At 64.5% G+C, this 16,690-nt stretch carries 15 protein-coding genes, 1 pseudogene and 1 other annotated feature; of the genes and pseudogenes, 9 read left to right on the top strand and 7 right to left on the bottom strand.

Going from position 1 to position 16,690, the window contains the following annotated elements:
* Positions 1 to 13: 13 nt before the first annotated feature.
* From M5C98_RS23680 to M5C98_RS23650, 7 genes are all read left to right on the top strand, one after another.
* The gene (locus M5C98_RS23680; protein WP_272549976.1) at positions 14 to 1,009 is read left to right on the top strand and encodes a Bug family tripartite tricarboxylate transporter substrate binding protein; all 996 of its coding nucleotides are present in this window, start codon (positions 14 to 16) and stop codon (positions 1,007 to 1,009) included.
* Positions 1,006 to 2,508 carry a carboxylesterase/lipase family protein gene (locus M5C98_RS23675; RefSeq protein WP_272549975.1) on the top strand — a complete coding sequence of 501 codons (1,503 nt, stop codon included), beginning with the start codon at positions 1,006 to 1,008 and terminating at the stop codon, positions 2,506 to 2,508. The genes M5C98_RS23680 and M5C98_RS23675 overlap by 4 nt, the downstream gene beginning before the upstream one ends.
* Before the next feature lie 92 nt (positions 2,509 to 2,600).
* Positions 2,601 to 3,374: a GntR family transcriptional regulator gene (locus M5C98_RS23670; protein WP_272549974.1), complete on the top strand. Its 774-nt coding sequence runs from the start codon at positions 2,601 to 2,603 to the stop codon at positions 3,372 to 3,374.
* Complete coding sequence (locus M5C98_RS23665; protein ID WP_272549973.1) at positions 3,371 to 4,180, top strand: transporter substrate-binding domain-containing protein; 810 nt, start codon at positions 3,371 to 3,373, stop codon at positions 4,178 to 4,180. Before M5C98_RS23670 ends, M5C98_RS23665 begins: the two co-directional genes overlap by 4 nt.
* A gap of 46 nt (positions 4,181 to 4,226) precedes the next feature.
* Positions 4,227 to 4,889, top strand: a complete 663-nt coding sequence (locus tag M5C98_RS23660; protein ID WP_272549972.1) for an amino acid ABC transporter permease — start codon at positions 4,227 to 4,229, stop codon at positions 4,887 to 4,889.
* Positions 4,890 to 4,921: 32 nt separating this feature from the next.
* Positions 4,922 to 5,575, top strand: coding sequence for an amino acid ABC transporter permease (locus tag M5C98_RS23655; protein WP_272549971.1), 654 nt, complete (start codon positions 4,922 to 4,924; stop codon positions 5,573 to 5,575).
* On the top strand, positions 5,559 to 6,362 hold the full coding sequence (locus tag M5C98_RS23650; RefSeq protein WP_272549969.1) for an amino acid ABC transporter ATP-binding protein: 804 nt from the start codon (positions 5,559 to 5,561) through the stop codon (positions 6,360 to 6,362). The genes M5C98_RS23655 and M5C98_RS23650 overlap by 17 nt, the downstream gene beginning before the upstream one ends.
* Positions 6,363 to 6,514: 152 nt before the next feature.
* Here M5C98_RS23650 and M5C98_RS23645 read toward each other — a convergent pair whose 3' ends face one another.
* Positions 6,515 to 6,895, bottom strand: a complete 381-nt coding sequence (locus tag M5C98_RS23645; RefSeq protein WP_272549968.1) for an EF-hand domain-containing protein — start codon at positions 6,893 to 6,895, stop codon at positions 6,515 to 6,517.
* A 168-nt stretch (positions 6,896 to 7,063) separates the two neighbouring features.
* On the opposite strand from M5C98_RS23645, the gene M5C98_RS23640 reads away from it, so the two are divergent.
* A complete protein-coding gene (locus tag M5C98_RS23640; RefSeq protein ID WP_272549967.1) occupies positions 7,064 to 7,636 on the top strand; it encodes a cob(I)yrinic acid a,c-diamide adenosyltransferase in 573 nt (190 codons plus the stop codon).
* Positions 7,637 to 8,072: 436 nt separating this feature from the next.
* Positions 8,073 to 9,144: pseudogene (locus M5C98_RS23635) on the top strand (IS3 family transposase).
* Positions 8,351 to 8,467 (top strand) — a sequence feature (AL1L pseudoknot). It overlaps the preceding pseudogene by 117 nt.
* A 378-nt stretch (positions 9,145 to 9,522) precedes the next feature.
* Here the strand turns inward: M5C98_RS23635 and M5C98_RS23630 are convergent.
* The 6 genes from M5C98_RS23630 to M5C98_RS23605 all read right to left on the bottom strand — a co-directional run bounded on the left by M5C98_RS23630 (position 9,523) and on the right by M5C98_RS23605 (position 16,576).
* Positions 9,523 to 11,199: an ATP-binding protein gene (locus M5C98_RS23630; RefSeq protein WP_272549966.1), complete on the bottom strand. Its 1,677-nt coding sequence runs from the start codon at positions 11,197 to 11,199 to the stop codon at positions 9,523 to 9,525.
* The gene (locus M5C98_RS23625) at positions 11,192 to 12,169 is read right to left on the bottom strand and encodes a beta-ribofuranosylaminobenzene 5'-phosphate synthase family protein (RefSeq protein WP_272549965.1); all 978 of its coding nucleotides are present in this window, start codon (positions 12,167 to 12,169) and stop codon (positions 11,192 to 11,194) included. Before M5C98_RS23625 ends, M5C98_RS23630 begins: the two co-directional genes overlap by 8 nt.
* Positions 12,166 to 12,921 carry a hypothetical protein gene (locus M5C98_RS23620; protein WP_272549964.1) on the bottom strand — a complete coding sequence of 252 codons (756 nt, stop codon included), beginning with the start codon at positions 12,919 to 12,921 and terminating at the stop codon, positions 12,166 to 12,168. Before M5C98_RS23620 ends, M5C98_RS23625 begins: the two co-directional genes overlap by 4 nt.
* Complete coding sequence (locus M5C98_RS23615; protein ID WP_272549963.1) at positions 12,918 to 14,093, bottom strand: DNA adenine methylase; 1,176 nt, start codon at positions 14,091 to 14,093, stop codon at positions 12,918 to 12,920. The genes M5C98_RS23620 and M5C98_RS23615 overlap by 4 nt, the downstream gene beginning before the upstream one ends.
* 449 nt (positions 14,094 to 14,542) lie before the next feature.
* Positions 14,543 to 14,965 (bottom strand): hotdog fold thioesterase, encoded by a 423-nt coding sequence (locus M5C98_RS23610; protein ID WP_272549962.1) that lies wholly within the window; start codon positions 14,963 to 14,965, stop codon positions 14,543 to 14,545.
* A 93-nt stretch (positions 14,966 to 15,058) separates the two neighbouring features.
* Positions 15,059 to 16,576 carry an acetyl-CoA hydrolase/transferase family protein gene (locus M5C98_RS23605; RefSeq protein WP_272549961.1) on the bottom strand — a complete coding sequence of 506 codons (1,518 nt, stop codon included), beginning with the start codon at positions 16,574 to 16,576 and terminating at the stop codon, positions 15,059 to 15,061.
* Between the last annotated feature and the right edge of the window lie 114 nt (positions 16,577 to 16,690).

Here is a 16,690-nt window from a genome sequence, read left to right as displayed (position 1 = left end):
AAGGAGACACACCATGACCCCCCAACGCACAGGCGCACTGCGCGCCCTGGCCGGCGCCGCGCTCGCATCGTTGGCCTTTCTGGCGGGCGCCCAGACCGCGGCCTATCCCGCCAAGCCGATCCAGCTCATCGCCCAGCAGCCGCCGGGCAGCGCGTCCGATGCCATGACGCGCGCCTGGGCCGACTGCGCCGCGCGGGAGATGGGCCAGCCCGTGGTGGTCCAGAACAAGCCGGGGGCCAACGGCATCCTGGCCGTCAATGCGCTCAAGTCGCAGCCGGCCGACGGTTACACGCTGATGACCATCGGCATGTCGCAGATGACCATCACGCCTTACGTCTACAAGCAGCCGCCCTACGACCCGCTGCACGACTTCGACAGCGTGGCGGTGCTGGGCAGCACGCCGCTGGTGCTGGCCGTGCCGGCGGGGCTGGGCATCACGCGGCTGGCGCAACTGGCGGACCAGGCCAGGGCCCATCCCGGCGGGCTCGACTTCGGCTCGCCCGGCAAGGGCAGCCCGGCGCACCTGCTGACGTCGGCACTGCTCGATCGCATGGGCGTGTCCGGCACGCACGTGCCCTTCGTGGGCGAGGGCGCCGGCCTCACCGCCCTCATGGGCCAGCAGATCCAGGCGATGACGCTGGTCATCGGCACGGCTGCGCCGCATGCCAGGTCGGGCAAGCTCGTGCCCCTGGCGGTGTTCGCGCCGCAGCGCTCGCCCCTGCTGCCGGATGTGCCCTCGATCGGCGAGGCCCTGCCGGCCGCCAAGGACCTGGCCCGCACCGCGTGGATCGCCGTGGTGGCCCGGGCCGGCACGCCGCCCGCGCTGCTGGGCACGCTCAATGCCGCGACCGAGAAATGCCGCAGCGGCGATGCGTCCTACCGCGCGCGGATGGAGGCCATGAACGTGACGCTGGCGCCCTCCGTGCCGGGCGATGCGCGCACCTGGGCGGCACGCGATACTTCGGTCTGGAAACCGTTGATCGACAAACTGGGATTGGCCACTGAATGACTTTGGATACCGTGCCGTGCGTGCACCTTTCCCACGGAGGTGGGCTGCAGGGGCGCCTTGACCGTGGCGTTGCCGTGTTCCGCGGCGTGCCTTATGCGCAGGCCCCGCAAGGCGCGCTGCGCTTCGCCGCCCCCGAGCCCGTCGCCGCCTGGTCGGGTTTGCGCGAGGCAACGGCCTTCGCGCCGGTGCCGCCCCAGTGGCCGCGCGGCGGCGGCGCGCAGGCCCGCATGCTCGGCGGCCCGGATTGCCTGACAGTGAACGTGTGGACACCCGAGCCCCGTGCGGGTGCCCATCTGCCCGTGATGGTGTGGATTCCCGGTGGCGGCTTTCTGCGCGGCGGGGCGAGCGACCCGCTGTATGACGGCGCGTCGTTCGCCCGCAAGGGCATCGTGTTCGTGTCGCTGCAATACCGCCTCGGCGTGGACGGCTTCATGCACTTCGGTGGCGATGCGCCCGCCAACCGGGGCCTGCTCGACATGCAGGCCGCGCTGCGCTGGGTGCAGGACCACATCACTGCCTTCGGTGGCGACCCTGAGCGCGTGACGGTGTTCGGCGAATCGGCCGGCGCGGGCGCCATCGCCTGCCTGATGGGCATGCAGGCGGCACAGGGCCTCTTTCACCGCGCCATCCTGCAAAGCCCCAGCGTGGCCTGCCAGACGGCGGCGGAGGCCGAGGTGGTGCGCACCGCCGTGGCGCAACTGCTGGGCGTGCCGCCCACGCCGCAGGGCCTGGGCAATGCGCCGCTGGCGGACGTGCTGTTCGCTGTGCACCGTCTGGCCGAAGACGAAACCCTGCGCGACCGGCACGGCTTCAGCCGTCGCACCCTGTTCCCGCTGCGCCCGGTGATCGACGGGCAAGTGCTCCCGCAGGCGCCGCTGGCCGCATTGCACCGCCGGTGGGCAGTGCCGCAGCGCCCGGCCTTGCAGGTGCTGGTGGGCAGCAATGCCGAGGAAATGCGCCTGTACCACGTGCCGGGCGGCGCCATCGATCGCATCACCCAAGATGACGTCACCGCCTTCATGCGGGACACGGGCCTGCCGCCTGCCGCTCGCCAGGCGTATGCGGCGTTGCCCGCATGCCAGGGGGGCAATCATGCGGGCGAGATGTTGTGCGCCATGCAGTCCGACTACTACTACCGCGTGCCCGCGCGTCGCATCGCAGCCCTGGCCGCCGCGCAACGGCTGCCGGTGCACCTGTACGAACTGGAATGGCGCTCGCCGCAATGCGGCGGCCAACTGGGTGCCGCGCACGGAATGGACCTGCCGTTCGTCTTCAACCACCTGGAAACGTCCACCGGCCGCGAACTGACCGGCAATGCTCCGCCGCAATCCCTGGCCGATGCCATGCACGGCGCCTGGGCGAACTTCGTGGTGCAGGGTGACCCCGGCTGGCCGGAGCACGGCCCCGGCACGCCGTGGATGCAGTTCTTCGACGACCTGGGCTGGTGCGGGCCGGCGCCGGCTTCCGCCACCCTGGAGGCTTGGGACGGCGTGCTCTGAACTGAGCTGATCCGAGGCGCGCGAGCCAGGCGCCAAACTGGTGCATCTGGCTTGTATACCAGTTGGCACGGAACCTGCGTAGTTCCGTGGCAATGACCAGCGCCACCGAAATCAGCAACCGCATCATCGAAGCCGTGATGGCCCAGAAGCTCGCCCCCGGCGCGCGCCTGGGGGAGCAGCAGCTCGCCATGCTGTTCGACTGCAGCCGCACCATCGTGCGCGAGGCGCTCACGCGGCTGTCCACGCGCGGCATCGTCACCGTCAGCGCGCGCCGCGGCTGGTACGTGATCGAGCCCTCCGAGGACGAAGCGCGCGAGGCCTTCGAGGCGCGCCGCGTGATCGAGCTGGGCCTGCTGCACCAGTTGAAGACGGTGGACAAGGCTGCAGTGCGCAAGCTGCGTGCCCACTTGCAGCGCGAGAAGGCGGCCCTGGCCGGCACCGACGTGGGTGCGCGCAGCTTCTTGCTCGGCGACTTCCACGTGTGCCTGGCCGAGTGCCTGGGCAACGGCCTGCTGGCCGACACGCTGCGAGACTTCACCGCGCGCACCACGCTCATCGCCATGCTGTACCAGTCGTCGCACGACGCGGCGCAATCGTGCGACGACCACGTGCGCATCGTCGAGGCGCTGGAGGCGGGCGATATCGCCCGCGCCGAATCGCTGATGGCCGAGCACATCGGCTCGGTGCAGTCCGCCCTGCGCCTGCCGGCCAGCGCCGACCCGCTCGAACACCTGCGCAGCGCGCTGGCGCCCGTGCGCACCGGGCGTGCCGCAGGCCCTTCGCCTTCTTCCGATTCGTCCACCGCTTCCCCATCCCCCGCCGCGTCCCCGGGCGACGCATCCACCTACCTAGGAGCCTTGCTATGACCTTCGCCACCCGCTTTCTCTCCCGCCGCCTGGCCTTGGGCCTCGTGGCCGCCGCCGGCCTCGTTTGCGCCGTGGCCCCCGTGCATGCGCAAACGGCGCTGGACGACATCCTGAAATCCAAGACGATCAAGATCGCCATCCCCACCGACTACCCGCCCTACGGCTTCGTCGGCACCGATCTCAAGCCCCAGGGCCTGGACATCGACATGGCCGAACTCATCGCCGCCAAACTGGGCGTGAAGGTGGAACTGGTGGCCGTGACCAGCGCCAACCGCATCGCCTACCTGCAGACCAAGAAGGCCGACCTCGTCATCTCCACGCTGGGCAAGAACCCCGAGCGCGAGAAGGTCATCGACTTCACCTCGGCCTATGCGCCGTTCTACCAGGCCGTGTTCGGCCCCAAGTCCCTCACGGCCAAGGCCTGGAGCGACCTGGCCGGCAAGAGCGTGGCCGTCACGCGAGGCGCCATGGAAGACCAGGAACTCGCCAAGGTCGCACCGCCCAGCATCGACGTGAAGCGCTTCGAGGACAACAACGCCACCATCGCCGCCTTCGTGGCCGGGCAGACGCAGTTCGTGGCCACCAGCGCCTCCGTGGCGGGCAACATGATGCAGAAGAACCCGCAGCTGCAGGCCGAATACAAGCTGCTGCTCAAGGACAGCCCGTGCTTCATCGGCCTGCCCAAGGGCGAGGCCGCGCTGATGGCCAAGGTCAATGAAATCATCGCCGGCGCCAAGAAGAGCGGCGAGCTGGACACCATGGCCAAGAAGTGGCTGGGCCGCCCCGCCGGCGACCTGCCGGTCTGAGCCCCGCCGTCCGCATCCCCTGATCCGTTGACCTGATCGGCCGCCCATGCGCATCGAGTTCGACTTCATGGCCGTGCTGTCGCAGTGGCCGTTGCTGGCCACGGGCGTGGCCTGGACCCTGGCCCTCACGGCCGTGGCCACCGTGGTGGGCATGGCCGTGGGCATCGCCTGCGCCTGGGCCAGGGCCGAAGGACCGGCGGCGCTGCGCTGGCCGGTGGCGGCCTATGTGGAGCTGGTCCGCAACACGCCTTTCATCGTGCAGCTGTTCTTCATCTTCTTCGGGCTGCCGGCGGCGGGCGTCAAGCTCTCGCCCGAGGCGGCTTCGTTCATCGCCATGGTGATGAACCTGGGCGCCTACTCGACCGAGATCATCCGCGCCGGCATCCAGGCCACGCCGCGCGGCCAGATCGAGGCGGCGGTGAGCCTGGCGCTGTCGCGCGTTCAGGTCTTCACGCGCGTGGTGCTTCCGCCCGCGCTCAAGAAGGTGTGGCCCGCCATGGTGAGCCAGATCGTCATCGTGATGCTGGGCTCGGCGGTGTGCAGCCAGATCTCGGTGCAGGACCTGAGCTACGCCGCCAACCTGATCCAGAGCCGCAACTTCCGCGCGTTCGAGTCGTTCATCGTGGCCACCGGCATCTACCTCGTGCTCTCGATCGCGCTGCGCCGGCTGCTGCACTGGGTGGGCCCGCGCTTTCTCTTCGGCCGCTGAGCATGGCTCCGGCACTTTTCTAGGAACGCGAGATGGTCGATTTCACCTTCTGGGACATCCTGCGCAACCTGCTGCTGGCCGCGCGCTGGACCGTCGTGCTCTCGCTGATCGCCTTCGTCGGCGGTGGGCTGGTGGGCGGGCTGCTGCTCGTGGCGCGCCTCACCGGCGGCCGTGCGGCGGAGCGCGCCGTGGGCCTGTACGTGCAGGTCTTCCAGGGCACGCCGCTGCTGATGCAGCTGTTCCTGTCGTACTTCGGCCTGGCACTGGTGGGGCTGAACGTGTCGGCCTGGACCTCGGCCGCCGTGGCGCTCACGCTCTACACCAGCGCGTTCCTGGTGGAGATCTGGCGCGGCTGCGTGGCCGCCGTGCCCAAGGGCCAGTGGGAGGCCTCGGGCAGCCTGGCCCTGTCGTTCGGCGAACAGATGCGCCACGTGATCCTGCCGCAGGCCGTGCGCATCGCCACCGCGCCCACGGTGGGCTTTCTCGTGCAGGTCGTCAAGGGCACGGCCCTGGCCTCGGTGATCGGCTTCGTGGAGCTGACCAAGGCCGGGGGAATGATCGCCAACACCACCTTCAAGCCGTTCGCCGTCTTTGCCTGTGTGGCGCTCGTCTATTTCGCGCTGTGCTTTCCCGTGAGCCTGTATGCGCAACACCTCGAAAGGAAGTTCCATGGCCGCCGCCGCTGAAACCCTGGCCGATGCGCCCGCCGTGGCGCCCCGCGTCCCTGCGCCGGCCGGCCGGCCCATCGTGCAGATCACCGCGCTGCGCAAGTCCTACGGCACCAACGAGGTGCTCAAGGGCATCGACCTCACGGTGCAGGCCGGCGAGGTGATCGCCATCATCGGCAAGAGCGGCTCGGGCAAGAGCACGCTGCTGCGCTGCATCAACGGCCTGGAAGTCTTCCAGGACGGCGCGCTCACGGTGGACGGCAAGCCGCTGCTGCACGACAGCGCCATGGCCATGCGCGAGCTGCGCCAGCGCGTGGGCATGATCTTCCAGAACTTCAATCTCTTTCCGCACCTCTCGGTGGGCCGCAACGTCATGCTGGCGCCCACGCTGGTCAAGCAGCGCTCGCAAAAGGACGCGGCCGCGCAGGCGGTCCGGCTGCTGCAGCGCGTGGGCCTGGCCGAAAAATTCGACGCCATGCCCGACCAGCTGTCGGGCGGCCAGCAGCAGCGCGTGGCCATCGCCCGTGCGCTGGCCATGGAGCCGGCCGTGCTGCTGTGCGACGAGATCACTTCCGCCCTTGACCCCGAACTGGTGGGCGAGGTACTGCGCGTGGTGGAGTCGCTCGCCCGCGAGGGCATGACCCTGCTGATGGTCACGCACGAGATGGCCTTCGCCCGCAAGGTGAGCAACCGCGTGATCTTCATGCACCAGGGCCGCGTGCACGAGATGGGCCCGCCGCAGGACTTGTTCGGCGACCCGCAGACGCCGGAACTCAAGCAGTTTCTGTCGTCGCTGAACGATTGAAACGATGCCACCGGCAGGTTGAGAGGGGCACCACCTGCCATGTGACAGCGACAGCGCTGCATGGCCGCCCACGCGTCAAGGCCCGCATGCTCCTCAGCATGCGGGCCCGTCGGGGTGGAATGGAGTTCGTGTGGTAGTTGCTCCGGGCGGCGTCAGGAGTGGGCGCCGGCCTCGAATTCCGAGCGCGACAGGGCACCGTCATGGTCCTTGTCGAGCTCCTTGAAACGGTTGCCGATGGCGGGCAGGCGTGCGGCCTCTGCCAGGGTCAGTTGTCCGTTCTTGTCGGTGTCAACGCGATCGAATGCGCTGGCGGTTGGTGCGGCCGGCTGCGAGCCGCCGAAGGTGGCGCCCTTGGCGCCGGGATGCAGGCCCATGGAGGTGCCCGACGCGGTCTGGGGAGGTTGGTTGGACGGGGATGTGAGGGTCGGAGAAGGCGTTTGTGCATGCACTGCGGCACCTCCCAGGGTGATCGCCGCGAACAGCATCACGCTGCGGCTGTCGAAAGCAAGGTTGCGTCGTCGCTGAGCTGCCATGGGGTTCACGCTCCGTGAAAGTTGAACAGGATTGCATTGCACCGCAACCCGCGGCGCCCGGCCAGCGATTTTGCCCGCTGTTGCCCCGATACACATTTGCCTGCCGGTTGTAACGCACAATGCCCGCGGCCGCCGCCAGGGCGGTCCGCAACGCACAAGGAGCAGCCCATGGGCAACCGACTGACACAGATCGCCACGCGCACCGGAGACGACGGCTCTACGGGCCTGGGCGACAACACCCGCGTCTCCAAGGACAGCCCGCGCCCGCACGCCATGGGCGATGTGGACGAACTCAACTCGCACATCGGCCTGCTGCTGTGCGAGCCCTTGCCCGCCGAGGTGCGCACGCTGCTGTCGGACGTGCAGCACCAGCTGTTCAACCTGGGCGGCGAGCTTTCCATCCCCGGCTTCGAGCTGCTCAAGGACGAGGCGCTCGCGCAGCTCGACGAGGCCCTGGCCACCCACAATGCGGCGCTGCCGCGGCTGGCCGAATTCATCCTGCCCGCCGGCACGCGCGCTGCGGCGCAGGCGCATGTTTGCCGCACGGTTGCCCGCCGCGCCGAACGCTCGGTGGTGGCCCTGGGCGCCGTGGAGACCGTGCGCGATGCACCGCGCCGCTACCTCAACCGGCTCTCGGACCTGATGTTCGTGCTGGCGCGCGTGCTCAACCGCCTGGATGGCGGCGACGACGTGTACTGGAAAAGCGAGCGCATGGCGCGGGCGGAGCCCGGCGCGGCCTGACTGGTGGAAATTGAGAATGAAGTCGCTACCTTTGCAAATAGTTCTTTAATTTTGCAAATGTGGTCGGAAAGTTCTTAAAAAAGCACCGGCAACGATGCAATCGTCGCTCGAGGGCGGTGTGATGCACCGGTATGGTGCGCCGTGAATGTCACGGCTTTTGGCGTTCCTTGAGTCTGCGTCTTTGCGTTTAATGAGTCCGCGTGTGTGCTCACCATCCGGTAAAGGCTCAACGTCGGCCCCAGGGTCTGGCTGCCTAGTTTGTGAGCAGGTTGGTGGAAGTCGGGCCGGCATTGGTTTCCAGCACTTCCCGCCCTGTTGTGCACAGCGTCATCCACGCGCGCTGGGGAAAACGGCCACGCCGCCCCTCCGGCACTGAAACATCCTACTGAACCGCCCCGGTTTCTGCGGAGGCTCAACACTCTGAGAGGATTGAGCCATGAGCAAGTCGAACAAGTTCTCGCCCGAGGTGCGCGAGCGCGCGGTGAGGATGGTGCAGGAGCAGCGTAGGGAGTACCCGTCGCTGTGGGCGACCACCGAGTCCATTGCGCCCAAGATTGGCTGCGTGCCACAGACCTTGAACGAATGGGTCAAGCGCGCCGAGGTCGATGCTGGTGCGCGCGAAGGCGTCACGAGTCGCGAGGCGCAGCGGATGAAGGAGCTCGAGCGCGAGGTCAAGGAGCTGCGCCGGGCCAACGAGATACTGAAGCTGGCCAGCGCGTTTTTCGCCCAAGCGGAGCTCGACCGCCGACTGAAGTCGTGAAAGCCTTCATCGACCAGCACCGCAAAGCCTTCGGGGTCGAGCCGCTCTGCAAGGTCCTGCAGGTTGCCCCGTCGGCGTATCGGCGCCATGCCGCGCTGCTGCGCGAGCCCCACAGGCGCTGTGCCCGCGCCAAACGCGCGGCAAGGTCGTGCGCACCACCATCGGCGATGCCAAGGCCCTATGCCCGCTGGACCGGGTCAACCGGCAGTTCCGTGCAGAGCGGCCCAACCAGCTGTGGGTCAGCGACTTCACCTACGTTCCCACCTGGCAGGGCTGGCTGTACGTGGCCTTCGTCATCGACGTGTTCGCACGCCGCATCGTGGGCTGGCGGGTCAGCAGCTCGATGCGCACGGACCTCGTGCTCGATGCGCTGGAGCAGGCCCTGTACGCCCGACAACCCGAGCGCGATGGCAGCCTGGTTTGCCACTCGGACAGGGGCTCGCAATACGTCAGCATCCGCTACACCGAGCGGCTAGCCGAGGCCGGCATCGAGCCGTCTGTCGGCAGCAAGGGCGACAGCTACGACAACGCTCTGGCAGAGACCATCAACGGCCTGTACAAGGCCGAGCTGATTCACCGCCGGGCGCCCTGGAAAACCAGGGAGGCCGTCGAGTTCGCCACGCTCGAATGGGTCTCCTGGTTCAACCACCAACGTCTGCTCGAACCCATCGGCTACATCCCGCCAGCCGAGGCCGAGGCAAACTACTACCGGCAACTCGCCAGTCAGACCACCGCGGTGGTGGGATGACTTAAACCAAACAGCCTCCGCGGAAATCGGGGCGGTTCAATCACGGGGCGACGAATCTCCTCTCTAAATTTGCCATCCCAATAGCAGCCATTGGAGATCATCGTCAATGCGCTTTCGTGGCGGCAGGCAACCATCACGGATGGCCGTCTCGAAAAGAACGAAGAGCACTGCGGAAATGGGGGGATCGGCCGATATCGCGGGCACTGGTGAAACCGATCAGACATAGTCTGCGGGCCAAGGCAAGAAGATGCGAAGTAACTGCGAATGCCGACCTCGGAGCGTTCCTGCCCAGTCTCGCAATATTGGGTGAGACTCTCGTCATGCAGTAGCGCACTAGAACCGTTGTGCTTCCGGCACGATCCGTAGAACGTCAGGTGGTCAGTCTTCTTGCGACGGAAGGGGGAGCGACAACTGCGCTGGCTCGGCGTGTCCGCTCCCGCGTTTTCTGTTATTTCGAGCGTCCGGAGCAGCATTCAATTGCTTTGCGCGGCTGATGCCTGTGGCTGACAGCCGATATTCAAGGATGCCTGTTCGCTTGCCATCCCGCTCCCGAAAGCGGAGCTCGTAGTACGGATGGAACTCCTGATTGAAGTATCGACTGACATTGTTTTTGGACTTTGCCTCGTTGAACCTTCGATTTAGTGCCGCCGCGATCTCCGTCGTGGTGAGCCACTTATTTTGCTCCGCGTGCAACGTTCGAAGAATCAAGCCTTCAAGCTGGGCCCGGTGTGGCTGCTGTCGTTGTGCGCGCCGCTCCTTATTGGACGTATAGACTTTTAGGGCCTTGCGATATCGCGTACGGACGGCCCCATAGAGCTCCTTTAGGCTGCCCTCATTAAGTTGCAGATCGCTATTCGGTAGTGCTGCAATGTCTACCACGCCCATCCGGATCTCTTGTACCTCTCGTTTCGCGAATTTCTCCGGCGTGATGTCATCTCGGCCGCGTCTGAGTGCGCGGTCCAATCGGATCGGCTCTGAGGCGTTTAGGTACATGAGCGCGACCTCGGTGCCGGCCCCCAGTTCCTGTTGAAAGGCCTTCACTTCTTTGGTAGAGCGGAATCCCGTCACAACCGCACCCGAGGCCTCAATTTCCTGAAGGAAGCGGGCAATAGGCAGCGCCACAATGCCGGGTTGTGTTTGGAGTGCCGCCTCCGCGAAATCTCCGATGCGCACGTTTGTCCCAGGCCCATGGCGTTCCCAAAATGCCTTGTGCATGAAGTCGCTGGCTTCGACATGAAGAAGTTCGTACTTATCCCGCATCCAGTACGCAGTTGTGGACTTGCCAGCGCAACTCGGTCCGCAAATGACGAAGACGGACGGATACTTTGGAATGCCTGGAATGGGTAACTGGTCTGCGTCTTGTTTCTGGGGTGTTGCGAGGAAGCTAAGCCTGTCACGGAGTACTGTCGTGATCTTCTCGAAGGCGTGTGCTCGAAAGTCGGCGAGATCGGCTGCCTCGATGTTCAGCATGCTGATCGGACCGCTGGCTCCGACAGGTACAAACCACTTGTTGAACGTCTTGTCGTCGAGCCACGGGTACACCAAGTTCGGTTGAATCTCGTGCTCGTAGTTTGCAATCACCCCATGGGATTCGCCCACCACCGAAAGATACCGATCGGTTGTATTCAGTAAAGTCCGCCAACGCTGCGGAAGGTGCATCACGATGTCGGAGCGGACCGTGACCTTGCGGTTGTTACCGGCGCGCTTCAGCGATGCATCCAGCTTCGCAAAGGTCATGTCACGCATCCAGTATTTGACATTGACGCCGGGTATCTCCCCGTTCTTGCTCAAGGCTTCAACAACTACGGAGGTGTCTTCGAAGAAGAAGGTACTGTGATCATCATCGTTCGCGCCCTGGCGCTTCAGCCATTGCTCCAGCGCGCTCTCATAGCTGAGCCTCAACAACTCCGATCGATCATCAATCTTTGGCTCGTTGTAGCTGGCGTAGTACGTGGTTTCGTGAAACCCCTTAACGCGAAAGCCGGCCTTCTCTCCCAGATAGCGAAAATGCGCTAGCTTTGATCGATTCGTGGAGAAGAAGACGATCTCAATCATGGGTGAGAGTCCGCCCAACGTTGTCCGGACGAGTTCGGAACACAGCGGACGGCCCGTAAGTGCTTACTGCGGCAGCGAAAGTGGCGTCAAGATCGCGAGCCCAGAAGATCAATGCCGGACCTATGCTACTCAGTGCCACGGCGTCGCATCCAATCGATGTGAGATGAGCGACACATGCGCGAACGCTCTGCCCGTAGAGGTCGATCTCGGCGCGCTTCCACGCGCAGCGCTGCAAAGCGTTTATCGATGCGCAGAATGCATCGTAATCGCCGCATCGTACGGCAGTCAGCGTACCGAACACAGCGTGGTATGTGACTTCGAACACCTCAGCTTCCTCGAGTGGGAGCCGCTGGACAAAAAACGCTTGCTCCTGCTCCAGGGAAAGTGCTGAAGCGCCCGGCGGGATTAAGACGCCCATAGGCCAATCCGGCAGGTCAACGCGCAAAATCTCCAATGGCTGCTCATTCACCTCCTGCGTTGCGTCCGATCCAACGATGGGTGCAGAGCTAAACCGTCGACCGGCATCGAAGATGAAGCCGCCAGTGAAATAGTTGCTCAGACCAATACCTGAGGCGCCGCCCCGCCCGCAGTGGGAGCGCAAGAACTCCTGGCTCACGTCACGGCCGTTCAGTAAGAAGAGCGATTCCAGGCTGGCCAGTGCAACGGCGGTTCCTGTGCCGAATCCGGCGTGCCGATCCGGCAGTTGGACCTCATTAAGGAGCAGTCCGTGCGCCAACTGCTGTTGCTCTATGAGGTGTTCTAGGCGTATGGTTAGCGACTCGATCTCAGCGAGGCGATAGCCACATGACGCCAGTGCGCTCAGGTCAACCGCGGTGTCAGGCGCAAAGGCAAAGGTAGATCGTGGTGCGGCGATGCCGAAGCCCACGCCGCCATTACGGCGATATCCTGTTCGTCCGAGATCGATCAGCGTGAGATGCACGCGTGATGGGACGCTTACGCGTACGATCACTGCTGTGGCTCCAGGGGAGGCATGTCGCTCAACGGAGTGGCGATCTTCCAAGTCTCTTCGAAGTACTTCAAGTACGAAGCTGCGTAGGGACTATGGTTGTAAACATGCAGTGCCGGCGTGTGCTTACTCTCCACCCCCGGCAGAACTGGGCCCACTACGAGTTCATGGTCCGCCCGTACAAATGCGGCGATCGGCGTGGCACTGAAGTAACGGGCTTCAAAGTTCGGATAAGTTTCCGCAATGACCTCGAAGCGCTTGCGGGTGAGCGAGTACTTGTACTGGTCATCAGAATCGAGATGCGCGGGACTCGCTACAAGAATGCGGACCGGCACGCCCTTCTTCAGTGCCTCTATTAACGATTGCTTCTCTGCCTTTGGCGAGTTGAGGTCTGCAAAGTCTTGCATCAGACGTGTCGCTGTAGAGCCCAGAACATCTATCTGGGCACGTGCCTTCTGAATGAGCTTGCCGAAGTAGGCTTCCTCGTCGCGCGTCGTCAGCACATTCTCGACGCCCATGTGCCGGAAACGGTCGATGGCTTTGGCATCCGCCCAACTAAGACAGAATTGCGCTAGCGTAACGATCAGCCCTGAGACCACGCCCGACGCGAAGACCCACAGCGGCCCCTCATTCCCAAGAAAGTCTTTTTCAGTCTTGAGGATGGTGAACGTTCCTAACGCTAGCAGCAAAAGGACCGCAACGATAAAGATTGCCCAAGGTGTAGAGATAGAAAGCTTCTTGCTATATAGACTCATGGCTCACCGATCAGCAATAGTTCGAAGAACTTTTTCTTGGACAACGCGCGGCTGTAGGCACGGCGGGACAGGCGTACGCGACTGAAGTTGTCGCAGAACAGGTCAAACAACTCGGCTTCTGATGGATGCTCGCCTGAGACATAGGACAGAGCAAACTTGGCATTTCGATGTGTTTGGATCAATGCTGCGATATCGCTTTTCAGGGCTGCTTTGCTTGTCCATTCACTAACCGTCGAGGCCTTAATCCGTTGGAGACGGTCACCTCCATCAAGCAACTGGGGCCACTCGTCGTACCGAGCCAAGCCTTCGAGAAAGTGATAGCGCGACAGGTAGGATTCTGTGTCCCGAGTCCGCTTGAAATATGGCGGATCAACGTAGACGAAGTCGTAGCCAGGGATGATCTCTTCGGCAGATCGACCGGCTGTGACTGTGACACTCCCACCCACACCCCGCTGCATATGCCGTACTTCCTCAAAGGTGCTCAGGATATGTTCGGCGAAACTCTTTTCCCAGGTGGTGCGGTTCCCGAATTGCACTTTGACCCGCGACTGGCGCAACTTGAGGTTGGCGCGATGGAACAGGTTATATGGACGCTTTTTGAGGCATGCCTGGAAAAGACAATGAAGGAGAAGATCCTTGCAAGCCGGCTCGACCTGAGTGAGAGTGGTCATGAAGCCATCGAGCCAAGCATTCTCCTCGTCGGTAAAGTAGAGGCCGGCGAAGTTGGCGTGGATGAACCCGGGACGTGGTTTGACCGTCCTCAAAATCGATGCGACCCCCGCGGTCGATAGGGGTACCCTGGCCGAGGAAAATAAGGCGCGAGCTGAAATCGTGTTGAATTGGAAGATGTCGTTGTAGGTGACATCCCAGCCCATTTGGGACAACAAGTGCGAGACGGCCCCTGTCCCGCCAAAAGCATCGAGTGCGGTGCATCCCTCAAGCCGCCCAAACTCCTCGCGTAACCAACCCATCTGTCGCCGCTTACTGCCATAGTAGCGAGTGGTGGGAAACGGAATTGGCTCGCCGAATGCTGCGGAGACCTCCCGAGATGACAGCTGTGCGTCTTCCCTGAACCGCCGCGATATCGCACTCGACGCCGAGATAATAGGAGACGCCTCGACATCGAGCGCGAGTTCTTCTGCCTCCCATGATTCTGCAAGTTCGGTCTGCACTGGCGTGGCCTTCCCGCATGAGCGTTTCGCCAGCCCATCGGTGCAGACACGACGCGGGTAGGCAGTAAACCCATGAGTATTTGTTTGGGGCAGGAGTATTGCACAGTCACTTACTCGAACCGATGGCGCGATAGGTAATGCAGACTGGTTTCCAGTTTTGGATGGCCCATCGCGGCTATAACGTGCACTTCATTCCCTCAAGTGGCACGCTCCAAAGGAGAAAGCCACTATGAGTATTGACGAACTCACGCTCTGCCATTGCGAGCAGCTGCAAGCTTCGATCTCAACTTGTCGATCGCGGTCTGTGCTGGAACTCCATCGCCGGCCGCAACAGTTCTCTCGATGGCCAACATGTTCTGAGAGCCTTGCTGGGCGCGGGACGTAGTAAAGGTCTTTATTCTCAATTTCCACTGGCACTGCCGCCGGCCTGAAATCCGCCGCCGCGGCGGTCAGCGCGGCGCCAGCATGGCGATCGTCAGGCGCGACACGCAGGTCAGTTCGCCCTCGTCGTTGACCATGTCGATCTGCCACACCTGCGTCGTGCGACCGATGTGCACGGGCTTGGCGGTGCCGGTCACCCAGCCGCTGCGGGCCGAGCGCAGGTGGTTGGCGTTGATGTCCAGGCCCACGGCGTGCCAGCCCTCGGGCGAGGCATACACAGCGCCCACCGAGCCGAGCGTCTCGGCCAGCACCACGCTCACGCCGCCGTGCAGCAGGCCGAAAGGCTGCTTGGTGCGTTCGTCCACGGGCACGCGGGCGCGCAGGAAGTCGTCGCCGATCTCGATGAACTCGATGCCGAGGTGGGACACGGCCGTGCCTTCGTTTCCGGCTTGCACGGTGGGCAGATCGATGGGGCGCTTCCAGATGGACATGGGATTCCTTGCGTTGGATTGGTGGGCCCGGCCCGCGGCGCGCGCCGGGAAAGTGGCCGGATTATCCTGCGCCCCCTTCGCCTGGCGAGTCGCTCAGGCGCGCATGGTGCCGGTGCGCACGTAGCGCTCGTGCCATGACAGCGCCTCGCCCAGCAGGTGGGGCGTGTGGCGGCCGCAGCCGCTGGCCTCGGCGCGGTCCACGTAGTCGCGCAGCGCGGGCCGGAAGTCCGGGTGCGCGCAGCGCTCGATCACCACGCGCGAGCGCTGCGAGGGCGACAGCCCGCGCAGGTCGGCCAGGCCCTGCTCGGTCACGATCACCTGCACGTCGTGCTCGGTGTGGTCCACGTGCGATGCCATGGGCACGATGCACGAGATGGCGCCGCCCTTGGCCAGCGACGGCGTGAGGAACATCGATAGATAGGCGTTGCGTGCATAGTCGCCCGAGCCGCCGATGCCGTTCATGATGGACGAGCCCATCACGTGCGTGGAGTTCACGTTGCCGTACAGGTCGGCCTCGATCATGCCGTTCATCGAGATCAGGCCCAGGCGGCGGATCAGCTCGGGGTGGTTGCTGATCTCCTGCGGGCGCAGCACGATGCGCTCGCGGTAGAAGTCGATGTGGCGGGTGAATTCCTCGGTGGCCGCCGGGCTGAGCGACAGCGCCGTGGCCGAGGCGCTGTCGAGCTTGCCCGAGCGCAGCATGTCCAGCATGCCGTCCTGCAGCACCTCGGTGTAGGCCGTCATGTGGTCGAACGGCCCGGCGTTCAGGCCGGCCAGCACGGCGTTGGCGATGTTGCCCACGCCGGACTGCAGCGGCAGCAGGCCGGGCGGCAGGCGGCCCCGCGCCACCTCGTGCTGCAGGAACTCGATGATGTGGCCGGCGATGCGCTCCGAGGTGTCGTCCGGCGCGGCATAGGCCGAATTGCGGTCCGGCGCGTGCGTGGCCACCACGGCCACCACCTTGGCAGGGTCGCAGCGCAGATAGGGCTCGCCGATGCGGTCGGCCGGGCGCACCAGCGGGATCGGCACGCGGTTGGGCGGCAGATCGGTGCCGTAGTAGATGTCGTGCATGCCCTCCAGGCCCTCGGGCTGCCAGCTGTTGACCTCCAGGATGATGCGGTCCGCCTGGTCCAGCCAGGTCTTGTTGTTGCCCACCGAGGACGACGGGATCAGCCGCCCGTCGGGCAGCACGCCCGCCACCTCGATCACCGCCACATCGAGCTTGCCCCAGAAGCCGAACCACACATAGGGCGCCACGTGCGACAGGTGCACATCCACATACTGCATCTGGCCGGCGTTGATCTGCTGGCGGCAGGTGGGGTCGGACTGGTAAGGCATGCGCATGTTGATGCCGCCCACCTTGGCCAGCGCGCCGTCCAGCTCCGGCGCGGTGGAGGCGCCTGTCCACAGCCCGATGCTGAAGGGCTCGCCAGCCGCGTGCAGCCCTTCGATGCGGCGTGCCAGCGCAGTTGGCACCGCCTTGGGATAGCCCGCGCCGGTGAAGCCGCTCATGCCCACGCGCGCGCCGTCGGGAATCAGCTCGGCGGCCTGTTCGGCCGACATGGTGCGTTCGCGCAGCAAGGGGTTGAGAACGCGGCTGGGTGGGGTCATGAGTGGAGTTCCTAGGCAAAAAACTTGTATAGCGTAACCCGCCGGATGGAATGAGCGGCACTGCAAGTGCCTCGCGCCATTTTCATATCAGTCACCGATTGTTTGTGACTTTTG

The organism is Acidovorax sp. NCPPB 3576 (assembly GCF_028473605.1).
GTDB lineage: Bacteria > Pseudomonadota > Gammaproteobacteria > Burkholderiales > Burkholderiaceae_C > Paracidovorax.
Note: the sequence above shows the minus strand (reverse complement) of the source record. Positions and strands in the feature narration are given on the sequence as shown.